Source organism: Edaphobacter dinghuensis (genome assembly GCF_014640335.1).
Taxonomy (GTDB): Bacteria; Acidobacteriota; Terriglobia; order Terriglobales; family Acidobacteriaceae; genus Edaphobacter; species Edaphobacter dinghuensis.
In genome coordinates this window covers 1,077,086-1,092,038 of the sequence record NZ_BMGT01000001.1, presented here as the reverse complement: position 1 = coordinate 1,092,038, position 14,953 = coordinate 1,077,086, and the positions used below count along the sequence as shown (strand labels likewise).

14 protein-coding genes are annotated in these 14,953 nt (G+C 57.7%); 6 read left to right on the top strand and 8 right to left on the bottom strand.

Translation table 11 applies throughout. The features are described 5' to 3' along the window. The first annotated feature begins 53 nt into the window (after positions 1-53). The gene (gene iscU, locus IEW09_RS04260; RefSeq protein WP_188552877.1) at positions 54-473 is read left to right on the top strand and encodes a Fe-S cluster assembly scaffold IscU; all 420 of its coding nucleotides are present in this window, start codon (positions 54-56) and stop codon (positions 471-473) included. 122 nt (positions 474-595) lie between these two features. Then, positions 596-1,093, top strand: a complete 498-nt coding sequence (locus tag IEW09_RS04255; protein WP_188552876.1) for a HesB/IscA family protein — start codon at positions 596-598, stop codon at positions 1,091-1,093. Here the strand turns inward: IEW09_RS04255 and IEW09_RS04250 are convergent. Beyond that, the gene (locus IEW09_RS04250; protein WP_188552875.1) at positions 1,090-1,821 is read right to left on the bottom strand and encodes a DUF6624 domain-containing protein; all 732 of its coding nucleotides are present in this window, start codon (positions 1,819-1,821) and stop codon (positions 1,090-1,092) included. The two genes, IEW09_RS04255 and IEW09_RS04250, sit on opposite strands and share 4 nt — an antisense overlap. Positions 1,822-1,870: 49 nt before the next feature. Here IEW09_RS04250 and hscB point away from each other — a divergent pair, with 49 nt between their 5' ends. Then, on the top strand, positions 1,871-2,482 hold the full coding sequence (gene hscB / locus IEW09_RS04245) for a Fe-S protein assembly co-chaperone HscB (RefSeq protein WP_188552874.1): 612 nt from the start codon (positions 1,871-1,873) through the stop codon (positions 2,480-2,482). A 5-nt stretch (positions 2,483-2,487) separates the two neighbouring features. On the opposite strand, the gene IEW09_RS04240 is transcribed toward hscB, so the two are convergent. Together IEW09_RS04240 and IEW09_RS04235 are read right to left on the bottom strand one after the other, a co-directional pair. Continuing rightward, on the bottom strand, positions 2,488-2,967 hold the full coding sequence (locus IEW09_RS04240) for a DinB family protein (protein ID WP_188552873.1): 480 nt from the start codon (positions 2,965-2,967) through the stop codon (positions 2,488-2,490). 43 nt (positions 2,968-3,010) lie between these two features. After that, the gene (locus IEW09_RS04235) at positions 3,011-3,454 is read right to left on the bottom strand and encodes a VOC family protein (RefSeq protein ID WP_188552872.1); all 444 of its coding nucleotides are present in this window, start codon (positions 3,452-3,454) and stop codon (positions 3,011-3,013) included. 154 nt (positions 3,455-3,608) lie between these two features. Here IEW09_RS04235 and hscA point away from each other — a divergent pair, with 154 nt between their 5' ends. Continuing rightward, positions 3,609-5,624 (top strand): Fe-S protein assembly chaperone HscA, encoded by a 2,016-nt coding sequence (gene hscA, locus IEW09_RS04230; protein ID WP_188552871.1) that lies wholly within the window; start codon positions 3,609-3,611, stop codon positions 5,622-5,624. A gap of 2 nt (positions 5,625-5,626) precedes the next feature. Further along, the gene (locus IEW09_RS04225; protein WP_188552870.1) at positions 5,627-6,061 is read left to right on the top strand and encodes a 2Fe-2S iron-sulfur cluster-binding protein; all 435 of its coding nucleotides are present in this window, start codon (positions 5,627-5,629) and stop codon (positions 6,059-6,061) included. A gap of 51 nt (positions 6,062-6,112) precedes the next feature. Here IEW09_RS04225 and IEW09_RS04220 read toward each other — a convergent pair whose 3' ends face one another. The 5 genes from IEW09_RS04220 to IEW09_RS04200 form a co-directional block, all read right to left on the bottom strand. Beyond that, positions 6,113-7,597 (bottom strand): UbiA family prenyltransferase, encoded by a 1,485-nt coding sequence (locus IEW09_RS04220; protein ID WP_188552869.1) that lies wholly within the window; start codon positions 7,595-7,597, stop codon positions 6,113-6,115. A gap of 237 nt (positions 7,598-7,834) precedes the next feature. Further along, entirely contained in the window at positions 7,835-9,631 is a 1,797-nt protein-coding gene (gene glgP, locus IEW09_RS04215; RefSeq protein WP_188552868.1) for an alpha-glucan family phosphorylase, read from the bottom strand. A gap of 168 nt (positions 9,632-9,799) precedes the next feature. After that, positions 9,800-11,185, bottom strand: coding sequence for a pyridoxal phosphate-dependent decarboxylase family protein (locus IEW09_RS04210; protein WP_188552867.1), 1,386 nt, complete (start codon positions 11,183-11,185; stop codon positions 9,800-9,802). A 3-nt stretch (positions 11,186-11,188) separates the two neighbouring features. Continuing rightward, positions 11,189-11,482: a hypothetical protein gene (locus tag IEW09_RS04205; protein WP_188552866.1), complete on the bottom strand. Its 294-nt coding sequence runs from the start codon at positions 11,480-11,482 to the stop codon at positions 11,189-11,191. A 33-nt stretch (positions 11,483-11,515) separates the two neighbouring features. Further along, a complete protein-coding gene (locus IEW09_RS04200; RefSeq protein ID WP_188552865.1) occupies positions 11,516-12,421 on the bottom strand; it encodes an alpha/beta hydrolase in 906 nt (301 codons plus the stop codon). 208 nt (positions 12,422-12,629) lie between these two features. Here IEW09_RS04200 and IEW09_RS04195 point away from each other — a divergent pair, with 208 nt between their 5' ends. Beyond that, positions 12,630-14,951: a glycoside hydrolase family 31 protein gene (locus IEW09_RS04195; protein WP_188552864.1), complete on the top strand. Its 2,322-nt coding sequence runs from the start codon at positions 12,630-12,632 to the stop codon at positions 14,949-14,951. The last annotated feature ends 2 nt before the right edge of the window (positions 14,952-14,953 follow it).

Below are 14,953 nucleotides of genomic sequence, written 5' to 3'. Positions count from 1 at the left end.
CGCAGCGTCCGTCAAACAAATAGAGATTAGAACAGGCAGGCAAGGAGAATCAGATGGCATACAGCGATAAGGTAATTGACCACTACAACAATCCCCGCAACGTCGGACAGATGGACAAGAGCTCGAGCGAGGTTGGCACAGGTCTGGTCGGCGCGCCGGAGTGCGGCGACGTGATGCGTTTGCAGATCAAGGTGAACCCCGAGACCCAGGTGATTGAGGACGCGAAGTTCAAGACCTTCGGCTGCGGGTCGGCGATTGCCTCTTCCTCACTCGCGACCGAGTGGGTGAAGGGCAAGACGGTTGCCGAGGCACTCGCGATCTCGAACACGGACATCGTGAAAGAGCTGGCGCTTCCTCCGGTCAAGATTCACTGCTCGGTTCTCGCAGAAGATGCGATCCGTGCGGCGATTGGCGACTGGAAGAAGAAAAATAACGTCACCGAGACAGCGGCTGCTACAACTGCGGCTCACTAGTTTCAAAGCAGGGTGCGACCGCGGATCAGTGTGGATAGTCGCGGATGGAACGTTCGGGATCGATCTGTTCTTATCCGTGCAGTCCACGTAAATCCGTGGTCGTTTTGTTGAGGATGTGAATGATGGCGATGGTAAGTCTACAAACCGAGACGAGCAGAGCAGCCCATGCGGCTGGTCCGGGTGGAGATACGAAGAATCCGCTGGCTGGGATGACCGTCTTGACAGCCGAGGGGCAGGAGCCTGCGCAGAAGGGCATCCAGATTACGGAGAAGGCGCTGAAGCGGATTCGCGTCGCCATGGCGAAGGAAGGCGTGTCGCCCGAGCAGGGTGGTCTGCGTGTCGGCATTCAGGGTGGTGGATGCTCGGGACTGAGCTACAACATTCGCTTCGATTCACAGCCTCGTGAACGCGACCGCGTATACTCGTTTGGCGCTGGGATCGAAACGGTGGGAGATCCTACGAACGGTGCGCCAATCCGAGTCTTTGTCGATCCCAAGAGCTTTATCTATCTGCACGGTATGGTGCTGGACTTTGAAGAGACGCTGATGCGGCAGGGATTTAACTTCATCAATCCGAACTCTACCAAGAGCTGCGGGTGCGGGTCGAGCTTTACCGCTTAATTCTCTTTTGCCGTTGGCGAAGTAGGGCTAACGATGGCGTTGCTCGCCTTCAGATGATAGATCTGCGACAGCGTCTGCTTATAGACGTCGATGGGCGGTAGCAACGCCCGCGCGCGGATGCGGTCGAGGTCACCGGGATCTTCGACACCGTACATTGCCATCTCTCCGTTGACGAACTTGAACTGCGTGCCGTAGCGCTGTAACTTCCCTTCCGCGATCAGTTCCTTGTCGATCACCAGCGCAAGCTGCGAAGCGTCGATTCGTCCCGCATCGGCAAGCTGTTCGAGCTGCGGTAGCAACTTCGCCTGCCAGGCGTGGTCGGCGCTGTGCGTAAGCACAAGCATGGCTCCGTTGGAGGCGTCGATGCCGACGAGAGAGATGGTGGGCCAGCCCTTCTGGTCGACGATTTGCTTGAGCTCTTGCGTAAGCTCGGCATCGGTTGCGGGCATCTTCGCAATCATGTCGGGTGTCATGCCGGAGACTTGTTTGCCTCCAGCGAAACCACGTATTGCCTGATCTTTATCGCGCATGGCGAGCAACTGGTTGCGAAGTGCAACGTCGGTGCCGGGACCGTTCTGCTGAATGAGCTGCTCGCGACGAGCTTTGATGGCCGCCTGCCAGGAGGATTCCGATGCGGCAGCGGGGGCTTTCGATATTTGCTGTGCAGACAGCGAGACAGGAAGGAGAACAAGGACAGCGGCGAGCATCAGCAGAGACTTCGAGGACATTGCCGTATTCTAAATCTGTCCTCTCCATGAGGGCGGAGATCTTTTGCTTATGCCCAACTACTTCGAGATTTTTAATCTGCCGTCCAAATTGCAGATCGATACGGCTGCACTCGAGAAACAGTTCTATGTACTCTCGCGCAAGCTGCACCCGGACCGTTTTGCGTCGAAACCAGTGGCGGAGCAGGAGGCTGCTCTGGCGCAATCGTCTCAATTGAACGATGCCTACCGCGCTCTGAAAGATCCCGTGCTGCGGACGCAATACCTCCTGAAGCTCGAGGGCGTGGAGCTGGAGGAGCAGTCGAAGGCAGCTACCGATGCGGCCCGGGCGACAGGCGGGCAGAAGAAGCAGATCGTTCCACCGGAGCTGCTCGAAGAGGTCTTTGAGCTGAACATGCAGTTGCAGGAGATGCGTGCCGCCAAGCAGATGGGTGAGGATGAGCCGGAGCTGCGGCGCGATCTGATGACGGCCAAGGACTCGTTCGACGCAAAGATGGTGGAGACGCAGGCGGAGCTTGAGGGGTTGTGGGCGCGTTGGGATGAGGCGCTTGAGGCCGGTGATGAAACAGGAAAGGCCACTGCCCGCGATGCAATGGTTGCTCTGCTGAACAAAAGAAGCTACTTAAGGAATCTTGTACGTGACGTGAACGAGGCTTTGGAGTAGCTGGCCTAAATTGCAGCAAGGCGCTCGATCTGTTGCAGGTGGTTGATATCGTGGCCAGCCATGGTTTCGACCAGAGTCCAGAAGGTCATAGTGCCGCGCTCGGGGTGGGTCGTGGGACGGTGGCGGTCTTCTTCGGAGACTGTGGTGAGCAGCCGGAGGTTCCAGTTACGGGCTGCTTTGAAGAGAGCCAGTGCCGAATCCAGATCGTAGGCGGCGTAGCGCGTAGCCCATGCCTTTTCGTCGAAGGGGCGGATGAGCGCGTGTTTCTGGCTGAGGGTTTGGCGTAGACGAAAACTGAAGACGATCTCGCAGTCGGCAAGGTGAGCGGCGATCTCGCGGATGCTCCATTTACCCGGAGCGGGGGTACGGTCGATCTGCGCGCCGGAGAGCGGAGCGGTAAGCGCGGCGAGGCGGTCGGCGGTGGACGTGAGGACGGGAATTGGTTCCTGACCGACCAGGAATTTCTCGTAGGGGTTGAGTTCCATGGAGAGACGGTATCACGGCTCGGCAATGTATTGAAGGGCTGTTTTAACCCAACGCTTCGGACTGCCATGGATTGTAAGTACCAATGCTCCAGAGATGACCTTCGAGGTCGCGACAGGTGAAGGCGCGACCACCATAGTCCATGTCTGCAATATCGGCGACGATGGTCGCGCCCGCGGCTTTGGCCGTCGCATAAACTACATCCGCATCGGGAACGACAAGGTAAGGGCTCTGCGTCTCGCGAAGGTTAACCTCATCGGGTTGAACGATATTCTTGCTGTACTCACTGCCGTTATCGACCGAGCCAAGCATGATCATTCCGCCGCCAAAGGTGAGTTGGGCATGGGCGACCGTGTTATTTTGCCCCATGTATACGGCATTTTTCTGAAGTCCGAAGGCGCGACCAAGCCAGTCGATGGCGGCGACAGCATCGCGGTAGCGAAGACAGGGGATAAGGGTGGAAGAGCCGCTCATAACTTGATCGCTCATGCTTGAAAGGATGCCATAGCAATTGAGGAGGTTGTCGTAAAAGTGCGGTAAATGGATCTTGGCTGAGAGCGCATCTAAAGTAACCGGGGCATACCATCACCGCCATTTGTAGGACAATAGAAAGAGCATTGAAACGACAGAGGATTTGCAGGTTATGGCTGAGCAACGTGTTGTAGGGATTGATCTGGGAACGACGAATTCGCTGGTGGCGTTTATGGAGGGGGAGACGCCGGTCGTGATTCCAGGCGAGGACGGCGAACGGCTGGTGCCGTCGGTCGTGGCATGGACCGATGAGGGTGTCGCCGTAGGAAATGCCGCACGCGGAACCCTGCTGGCGGATTCGGCAAGCGCCGTCTATTCCGCCAAGAGACTGATGGGGCGTGACCTTACCGATGTGCAGGAGGAGTTGAAGCTGTTTCCCTTCAAGCTGGCCGAAGGATTGCAACCCGGCGAGGTGCTGCGGCTGAATGTAGGCGGCCTGACGATGACTCCGCCGGAGATCTCAGCCTATGTATTGATGCAGTTAAAGAAGAATGCAGAGCGGTTTTTTGGCGGCCCGGTGACGAAGGCGGTCATTACGGTTCCTGCTTACTTCAACGACGCCCAGCGGCAGGCTACCAAGGATGCAGGGCGTATCGCCGGGCTGGAGGTGCTGCGCCTGGTGAATGAGCCGACGGCGGCGGCTCTGGCTTACGGTCTGAACAAGAATAAGGATGGACTGATCGCGGTTTATGACTTCGGCGGCGGCACGTTCGATATCTCAATCCTGAAGCTCCATGAAGGGATCTTCGAGGTGATTGCCACGGGTGGAGATACTCACCTTGGCGGCGACGACATCGACAACCTGTTGATTGCGATTGCGTTGGACGACATCGCCGGTGATCTTGGCGAGGATGTGCGCGGCAACGGCGAGACAGTGCAGAAGATTCGCAAGGCAGTGATCGAAGCCAAGATTCGACTGTCGGACGCAGAGACAGCAGCGCTCGATGTGGAGCTGTCCATCATTGAGGGAAGCGTGCGGTATCAGCGCAAGATCACACGCAGCCAGTTTGAGGAGCTGTCGGCTGGCGTGATTGCGCGGACGTCCGGACCTTGCAAGCAGGCTTTGAAGGATGCCGGCTTGTCGGTGGAACAGATCGACGAGGTCGTGCTGGTTGGCGGATCGACACGGATTCCAGCGGTACGGCGGTTGGTCGATGAGTTGTTCGGGCTGAGCGCGCGCGGCAAGAAGCCGCATACCGAGCTGAATCCCGACGAGGTTGTGGCTCTAGGTGCGGCAGTGCAGGCGCAGATTCTGGCTGGCGGTTCGGCGGCTACGGAGGACCTGCTTCTGCTTGACGTCACACCGCTTTCGCTGGGGATCGAGGCGCTGGGCGGCGTGGTGGCGAAGATTATTCAACGCAACTCTACGATTCCGGCGAGCGCGACCGAGCACTTTACGACCGGCGTGGACGGGCAGACGAATGTGGCGATCCATGTCGTGCAGGGAGAGCGAGAACTAGCGAAGGATTGCCGGTCACTGGCGCGGTTCGATCTGAAAGGGATTCCGCCGATGGTGGCAGGACTGCCGCGCATCGAGGTGAAGTTCCTCATCGACGCCAACGGCATTTTGCATGTGAGCGCGCGCGAGCAGCGCAGCGGCAAGGAAGCCGAGGTCGAAGTCAAGCCGACCTATGGACTCACCGATGAGCAGGTGGAGTCGATGATCCTCGCTTCATTCGATTTTGCCGAGCAGGACATTCAAGAGCGTCAGGTCATTGAGGCAAAGAACGAGGCTGAGACGATTCTGACGGCAGTAGAAAAAGGCAGGAAGCACGAGGCATGGCAGAAGCTGACCTCAGATGAGATTGCGAAGATTGAACAGGCGATCAACGAGCTGAAGGCTGCGGTAATAGGCGGAGATTACAAGCTCATTCGAAAGTCGATCGAGGGACTGGATCAGGCCACGCGGCGGTTCGCGGAGCTGATGATGGACACTGCCGTCTCCGGCGCGATGAAGGGCAAGACGATGAGAGCCGCGGGTGAGAGCATAGGTGAGGGGCCGACGGCGCCGCATCCCTTTGCAAAGGCGCAGGTATTGGATTCTAAGGCTGAAGTCGAAGCCGAGACTGCGCGGATTGAAGATTCTATAAACGATGAGGCTACGGCCGGAGAGTCGACGGAAGATTGATTATGTCTGAAAACAATAAAAATGAAGTTGTGGATTTGTCGAAGCCTGCGGGCGAAGGAATGGTTCGGGTCACGTTTGAGCCGGAGGGACGGACGGTCGAGTTTCCGTTTGATTCCCTGCCGTATGAAGGGCATGGGCAGCCCATGTCGTTTCTCGATGTCGCGGAGAACTATGACATCTTTCTCGACCACGCCTGCGGCGGCGTATGCGCCTGTACCACCTGTCACCTGTGGGTGAAGGAGGGGATGCAAGGCGTGAGCGAGCCGGAAGATCTGGAGCTTGACCGTATGGAGACGGCTGCCGATATTCAGTTGAACTCGCGACTCGGGTGCCAGGCAGTGATTGAAAAACCGGGGACTTATGTGGTCGAGATTCCTAAGTGGAACCGGAACTATGTACAGGAAGGCAAGCCTCGGCACGGACCCGGAAGTGAATAATCAGGCCGGAACAATATCGTATTTGATTGCCAGAAATTGCTGGAGGTCGGTTCACAGCGCCAGAAGAACGATGGCAACTACAGCCAGACCGAGAAGCAGGCTACGCCGGTCGGTGACCGCGTAGACAACGGGATCTTCGTCGAGTTCACCGCGCGAGGCACGCAGCCAAAGCAGGCTGATCCAAAGCAGCAGAACCGGCACCAGCAGCCAGAGCCGGTTGGTGTGGTGGTAAAGCTCGACGGCGTTCAAGTTGGAGATGTAGAGCGTAAGAACAGCAACCGAGACATAGCCACTGGCGGAGCCGAAGCTGCGAAGCTGTTCGATATCGGAGACATGGTAGCTGCGCCCCCCTGCGGTTACGCCGCCCCGCTCGCGCAGATTTTCAAGCTCCGCATAGCGCTTGACGAATGCCAGCGACAGGAAGAAGAAGATGCTGAAGCTGGCCAGCCAGGTGGAGACGGCAACCCCTGTGGCAGCCGAACCGGCGAGAATGCGAATGGTATAGAGCCCCGACAACACAATCACATCCACCATGACCGCCCGCTTGAGCCGAAGCGAGTAGGCCAGCGTCGTCACCGCATAGATCCCGAGCCATTCGAGGAAATGATATGGCCGCGCGAGCCCGAGAGAGGGCGAGATGAGTTCCACGACGTGGGGAAGAAGAATGGCGAGGCAGACCGAGGCAACCAGGAAGAGCGCGATGACGGCAACGCCGCTGATCGCAGACAGATCGCCTGAGGCAAATGGCCGTCTCCTTTTGCGCGGATGCTGGCGGTCTGCCTCTAAATCCAATAGATCGTTGACGATATAAGTTCCGGACGCGCACAAACCGAAGCTGAGAAAGGCGATGAACGCGCCGGCAAAGAGGGCTTTGTCCCACGCATGGGCGAGCAGAAGCGGCAGAAAGATCAGCGTGTTCTTTGCCCACTGGTGAATGCGGATGGCCTTCGGCCACGCACGAAGGGGGCTGACTCGTTCTTCAAAGGAGCGGACGGGAACGATCCCATTGGCGCGGAGCGCAGAACGCAGGCCTGCCGTGGGGTTGGCCACCATCGGTTCTTTGCAGTTTTGCAGGAGCGTAAGGTCGGGCCGAGCGTTGCCGATATAGGTGAAATCATCGCCGAAGGTCTGCCGGAACGCAGCGAGCTTGTTGGAACCGGCCAGATTAGTTGTGCCATCGGAGGCAAGAACCCCGGCGAAGAGATTGAAGTGGGTGGCGATGCGGTGGGCCAATACGGAATCGGCCGCAGTGGCGAGATAAATGGAACGGCCAGCGGCTTTTTGCTGCTCTAGATACTGTAGCAACTCGCGATTGTAAGGAAGATGGGCGACATCCAGCTCGACATTGCTGGTGATATGGCGCTTCAGGGCGGCTTTCCCCTCGGTCAGCCAGCGCGGAAGCTGGAGAAGAGCAGCCGGATTTCGGCGTGCGAGTGCAAGGGTCGAGTCGACCAGAGTGTCGGATTTGACCAGAGTACCGTCAAGGTCGACGCAGAGCGCGGGGAGCGAGCCGATGCCGGGAGCGGAGGTAGACAAAGATATCCCTTCGATTTGGGGAGTTACGATTACCAGTCTTATTTATACGGGTTAGATGCCAAAACTCGTTAAACTTTGGGCTTTTATGTGCCTTCTATAGAACGCCGGTTGCGAGCAAAAAATCGTCCGGACAGAACGCCATTCCCTAATTGCCCGAAGAACGGAATGGGAAGCTAAACAGCCACGCTAATTTGACTTAGCGTGGCTGCCTGGAAACGATGATGCCAGAAAGGATGGCTAGGCTAACGCCGGTTCGTTCAAAAGAGTCTGAACCGCAGGCTCGTTTACGGGAACCGACGGAGAGGCTGCATCGGCAAGACGGGGAAAGGGGAAGTAGGCGTTGCAGACGTACTGCGCCAACATGCGGTGCGTGTTGAAGAAGCTGCCATTGATGGCAATACAGTGCTGCTGCATTCGCGACCAGGCGGCAGGGTTGGCGTACATGGGCGCGATGTGCTTTTCGAGTTTTTCGTATAGGTTGGCCGCCTCGGCCGCTTCGGTTTCAGCATCCTCAATGGCCCAGCCTGTGACGTTCTCGGCACAGCCCTCGATCCACCAACCGTCGAGCACAGAGAGCGAAGGGACGCCGTTGAGAGCAGCCTTCATTCCTGAGGTTCCCGAAGCTTCATAGGGGCGGCGAGGTGTATTGACCCAAACGTCTACACCCTGGGTGAGCAGAGCACCCAGCTCCCAATCGTAGTTTTCGAGGTAGTGAATCTTGAGAGCGCTGGAGTTCAGACGAGCGGCTGCAGCATAGACGTCGCGGATGAGGCTCTTGCCGGCGCCGTCGGCTGGGTGAGCCTTGCCGGCGTAGAGAATCTGGAGGCCGCCGATCTTTTCGGCGATAGCGACGAGGCGCGCCGGGTCTTCGAGCAGAAGACTGGCTCTCTTATAGGTTGCTACGCGCCGGGCGAATCCGAGAGTGAGGACGGAGGGGTTAAAGTGATGGCCTGTGCGTTTGGCCAGGACGTCGAAGAGACGCTGCTTGCCTTTGAAGTGACAGGCGGAGATACGGGCCGGGTCGATGCCATAGACCGAGCGAAAGTATTGATTGTCGGTGCGCCAATTGGAGATCTCAGCGTCCAGAAGTTCCTGAAAGTGAGGCGAGACCCAGGTGCCAGCGTGGACTCCATTAGTGATGGAGTGAACCTTGTAGTCAGGGAACATGAGCTGCGAGACCTTGCCGTGTTGCATGGCGACTCCGTTGACATAGCGGGAGAAGCGCAGGGCGATGTAGGTCATGTTCATTAGACCGTTGTGGAGACAACCCGCGTGCTCGATGGCAGCGCCGCGGTCGTGGCCGAGGACCTGATACATCTGGTCGAGGCCGAATTGGTCGTGACCGGCAGGAACAGGGGTGTGCGTGGTGAAGACGCACTGGCGGCGAACGGCTTCGAGATCGATCTCCTGCGCCTCACGGAGAGGATTGCCGGCGAGATGCTCTTCGAGCAGGCCGATGCTGAGCAGGGCGGCGTGGCCTTCGTTCATGTGATAGACACTGGGTTTACAATCCAGCGCACGTAGAAGAGCGACGCCCCCGAGGCCGAGAACGGTCTCCTGACAGAGACGGTAGTAGGTGTCGCCACCGTAGAGATGGTCGGTGAGACGGCGGTCCCACTCGTCGTTGCCTTCAACGTCGGTATCGAGCAGAAAAACAGGGATAACATGGCCGGTGACGCCGACGACATCGAAACGCCACGCGCGCACGAGCACCTGACGGCCTTGCATGGTGAGCGAGATGACCTTGTTGGCGCTGGGGAGAGTGGTCTCCGGCGACCAGGGAACGTCAGCCTCGGTCTGCTGCCCCTGCGCGTCGAGAATCTGGCGGAAGTAGCCGCGCCGATGCGTGAGCGAGATGGCAACCATAGGGCGGCAGGTGTCTGCCGCGGAACGAAGGGTATCGCCAGCCAACATGCCCAGACCACCGGAGTAGGTGGGTACCGAAGGAGAGAGGGCAATCTCCATGGAGAAATAGGCAATGCTGCGGGAAGTGAGGTCGGGTGAAGTTTTAGCGAGCGCGTTGGAGAGGCTCAAGTGGTATTTCCTTTTCTCATCCGAATCTACGACCGGTAAGGCCGGGCCCGGGTGCCAGGTTAACGCTTACTATCGGCGGAGTCGCTGAGAACACGACCTCCGGGGATGGAAGATCGTAACCCCGAATAGCGGTTAGTTTACCAAAGAAGCAACGAGGAAAAGAGGAACTTATCGTGGTACAGGGGTGGTATTGACCCTCTCTGCGGCAGTTATCGCGTTTGAGAGACGCTCCCAGATCTGGTCGATCCAGGCCAAATGCTCGGGCTTCATCAGAACAGAGCGGAGGCAGGTAACGCTTGCCGATTGTTCCGTTTGCGGCCAGGTCTCCGGAGGAAAGAAGCGAGTTGGCAGAGTTGCGAGGGCGAGGTGAAGATCATGCCGGGCGGCTTCGTCAAAAATCCTCTGCGCGAGAGCAGAAGAAAGTTCAGGAGTCGACGATTTTGCTGTCCAAAAGGCAATATCGAGAGCGGGCAGGAAGGACGGCGTGACGAAGTGGGGGCTGGCAGCGAGGCGGCGGTAGAGTTCGAGGGCAGCTTCGTGGCTTGATTCCAGGTCTTGTGCGAAGGCGCCACCGGGGATGTAGGGCACGAGTTGCTGCGTGGCCCAGAGCGCGACCGCTGAGGCTCCGGCGCGGGAACACTCCAACGAGATCTCGCCCAGGTGAAGATCTTTGGAGGAGAAGTAGGTATAGGGTGAGTCGTGTTTGTAAAAGCGGCCTACGGTTGAATCGCGGAAGAGGACGCAACCGCAGCCGTAGGGCTGGAGGCCGTGCTTGTGCGGATCGATGACGATGGAATCGGCTTGTGAAATGGCTTCGTAGGCAGCTCGAATTTGTGGGGTGAGATTTGCGGCTAGGGTAAAGTAGCCTCCGTAGGCTGCATCGACGTGAATGCGGAAGTTGTAGCGTTGCTGGAGCTTCAGAATTTCATCGAGCGGGTCGACCGAGCCGATGGCGGTGGTGCCGAGGGTAACGACTACTGTGCCGATGGTTTGAGTTTCGAGTAGAGACTCGAGAGCGCGGAGATCGATACGGCCAGTGTTGTCGGACGGAATTTTTACGAATGGTAGACCGAGAACGGCGGAGATGCGGCTGTGGGTGTAGTGGGCCTGGTCGGATGCGGCGATGGATTTTCCAGGGGCTAGTTGGCCAGCGATCCAGAGGGCTTCGAGGTTGGCGAAGGTGCCGCCGCTGGTGAGGTGGCCGAGGTGTTGCGGCCAGCCAAACATCTTTGCGAGGGCAGCGACAGCTTCGATCTCCATGGCGGAGCTGGCGCGACCACCGTCGAGCGCATGGTTATTGGGATTGACCGACATGGCCAGCGCATAGGAAGCACGAGCGATTGGATGGGGCGGCTTGAGCATCTGCCCGGCGTAGAGCGGGTGGGCGTAGGGATAGTTGTCGTGGAGCTTGATCGCCACTTCGTTGAGGATGGCGGTCGCGGCTTCGTCGAGCGGCGGCAGCGGACTCGCCGGAAGATGAGCGAACGAAGCGTCGAGACGGCGCTGCGCTTCAGCGAGTCGCTGAAAGAAGCCATCTAAAGGTTCATCCGCCATGAGCTAAAACTCGTGGGTGATGAAGCCGAACTTCATGACGTAGCCGAGGACCATGGCAAGGACGAAGGCGATGGTGGTCCAGGTGATCTGACAACGGCGCTTCATCAGGGTTTCGCCCAGCACAATCAAGATATAGAGAGCCAGAGCGATGAGGAGACCGTCCAGAACGAAGATGTGCGTATAGGTGGGAGTTGAAGCGACAACACGCTGGATATGGAAGGGGGGAAACAACGAACCAATGGCGTAGACAAGGAGGAACATGACGAACTGAAGAACAGTGGACAGTAGTTTTTTCATAGTTTCTCTCGTAGTGAGTTTAGCGCGGATGAGTTACTGCTTCGATGCAGATGAACCTCCAAGGACATGGATGGTGTGGAGCCAGGTTTCGGCCAGCGCGGGCCAGTGAGTGATGGGTAAATTCGTTGGACGCAAGCCGTAGCCGTGGCCACCCTGCGCGAAGATGTGAAGCTCGGCTGGGACCTTTGCTTCCTTTAATGCCTGGAAGTAGACCAAAGAGTTCTCTTCGTGAACGGGATCGTCTTCGGCCTGGAGCAGGAACGTGGGCGGCGTGTTGGCGGTGGGGTCGATGCCGCGGGCCAGCTTGTTGAGCGCCGGCGCGTCGGATAGATAGCCAGGGTAGATGATGAGGGCGAAGTCTGGACGGGCGTTGGGCTGGTTCGCTGGCTCGCCGGGGCGCTTGTAGTCGGCGTGATTGCTGAGGACGGCGGCGAGATGTGCTCCGGCTGAGAAGCCGAGGACGCCGATGCGGCTGGGATCGATGTGCCATTCGGCGGCGTGGGTGCGGGTGATGCGCATGGCCTGCTGCGCGTCTTCGAGATCGGCGGTATTTTCGGGATAGTGGTTAGCGAAGGGGACGCGATACTTGACCAGAACGCAGGTCACGCCAATGGAGTTGAGCCAGATGCAAACCTCGGTGCCTTCGAGATCGTAGGCGAGGATGCGGTAGCCTCCGCCGGGAAAGACGAGGACGGCGGCGCCGGTGTTCGCCGTTGTTGGCGGGTAGACGGCGAGGCTCGGCTTGCTGATGTTGGTGAGGTGCATCAGCTTCTTTCCAGCTACGAGCGCGTCGGTGGGTTTGGTGATGTCGGTCTCGGGTCCAGTGATCTGCGTGGTCTCGGGGGCGCCGTTTGGCCAGAGGGGGAGGGTTACTTTTTGCGCGAAGGCGATGGGTGTGGCAGCGAGTAGAGCAAGGGTGAGGACGAGGGATGTGCGCACGGAAACATGGTAATGCCTTTGCGCGAGCAGGCAACTACAAAAACGACCGCAGATCCTTCGACTTGGCTGCGCCTTCGATCAGGATGACAACTTAATTGGAGGAAGGAACTGGATGGTCATACATAATGGATGCGCGCTGCATTTGAGGAGAACGATGTTTTCAACGACTTGCTTATCTATATATAGGGACCGTTTAGCCCGCTTTGTCTTGCTTGCCGGAATTTTCGCGGGCGGCGCTTCCCTTTCGACTGCCTTTGCACAATTCAATCCTGGCCACGCCTTGCCTGCGATTACGGTGGAGCAGACGGCGCATGGGTTTGTGGCGAAGATCGGCGATGAGAGTCTGCACGTCACGGTGTGTGGCGATGACGTGATTCACGTGGTTGCTGGGCCGGGCGATCCGACAGCGAGCTCGCCGGTGCAGCCATGGATGCTGGAAGCGAGCAAGTCTTGTCCGGGGGCGAGCTTTCATTTTGTGCAGGATGAAAAAGAAGCGACTTTGACCACTGCCGCTCTGAAGGTGGCGTTTTCGCTGAAGAACGGCAACCTTGCCTATAGCGACCTGCAAGGGAAATCGCTGCTGCGGGAGAGCAGCAACGAACCGCGCACCTATGACAAGGCAGAGGTGAACGGTGAGACGACTTACCATGTGACCGATCGTTTTTCTCCAGACAGAGTTGAAGGCTTGTATGGATTGGGGCAGCACCAGAACGGGATGTTCAACTATCGCGGCGCGACGATTGAGTTGGGCCAGAACAATACCGATGTAGCGATTCCGCTGCTGGTCTCGAGCAAGGGCTATGCCGTGATGTGGAACACGGCATCGCTGACTTATGTGGACAACCGCTTCCCTACTGAACTTTCGTTCAGAACAATGGCGGGCGATGCGGTGGACTACTACCTGATCTATGGGCCGGAGCTGGATGCGGTGATTCATCAGTACCGCAATCTGACGGGGCATACGCCGCTGTTTCCGAAGTGGGCTTATGGATTTTTTCAATCGAAGGACCGCTACGTCTCGCAGAAGGAGGTGCTGGATGTGGCCGCGCGATATCGTGCGGAGCATATTCCGATCGATGGAATCGTGCAGGACTGGTTCTGGTGGCAGAAGGAGGGCGATCCTGTCTTCAATAAGAACTTTCCTGATGTGCGCGGTGAGTTAAAGACGCTGCATGATGAGCATGTCCATGCCATGCTGTCAGTGTGGGGATTGTTCGATCCGGATTCGGAGAACTTCAAAAAGATTTCAGCGAAGCACTTCGATATCTATAACGCGCATGTCTACGATGCAACCAATCCTGCAGCTCGGGATTTCTACTGGAACAATCTTGCGGGCAAGCTGTTCGACATGGGCTGGGATGCCTTTTGGCTGGACAGCGCGGAGCCGGAGGAGTCGTGGCCGCATGTGGGTGATGCGATTTTGCAGAACAAACATCTGTCGATTGGCAGCGGAGCGCGGTATACGAATATCTTTCCGCTGGTGCATACGGGTGGGGTGCAGGAGCACTGGAAGGAGACGAACGATCAGAAGCGCGTGTTTCTGCTGACGCGGTCAGCGTTTCTGGGGCAGCAGAGAAATGGCGCGACTACGTGGTCAGGAGACATCTACAGCACTTATATGAACCTGCAACGACAGGTGCCGGCTGGATTGAACTTTGCGCTGTCGGGAAATCCTTACTGGACGACCGATATCGGTGGATATTTTCAGCCGTTTGACCGGCCTGCGAATGATCCTGCTTACCAGCAGCTTTATGCGAGATGGTTTGAGTTTGGCGCATTCTGTCCGGTGTTTCGCACGCATGGGCATCGCGATCATAACGAGATGTGGACATATGACAAGGTGGAACCGATTCTGCTGAAGTACGACAAGCTGCGGTATCGTCTGATGCCTTATATCTACTCGCTGGCGTGGCGGGTGACGAATGAGGATTACACCATCCAAAGGCCATTGGTGATGGATTGGCGTGGAGATGAGAAGACGTGGGATATAGGCGACCAGTTTATGTTTGGGCCTGCACTGATGGTGAATCCGGTGATGCGCGAGGGTGCGACAAAGCGGGATGTGTATCTGCCTGCTTCTCCGGTTTGGTATGACTTTTGGACGGGTGATCGCATAGCAGGACGAGGATGGATTGAGGCCGAGGCTCCGCTGGATCGGATTCCGCTGTATGTGCGGGCTGGGTCGATTGTGCCGATGGGGCCGGAGATTGAGTATGCCGATGAAAATCCTGACGGGCCGATTGAACTGCGGGTGTACACCGGCGCGGACGGGAGCTTCAACCTCTATCACGATGAGGGGAATAACTACGACTACAAAAAGGGCTTGCATAGTGTGATCCCGATTCGCTGGGACGAGGCAGCGAAGACGCTGACGATTGGAACGCGCAAGGGAGAGTATCCAGGGATGCCGAAGGAGCGAACCTTCAACATTGTTTGGGTTGGACGGGAGCATGGCGCGGGAGAGGCGCTGGCTTCACGGCCTGACAAGACGATTCGCTATTCGGGGGCGGCGGTTGTGGTGAAGAGATAACT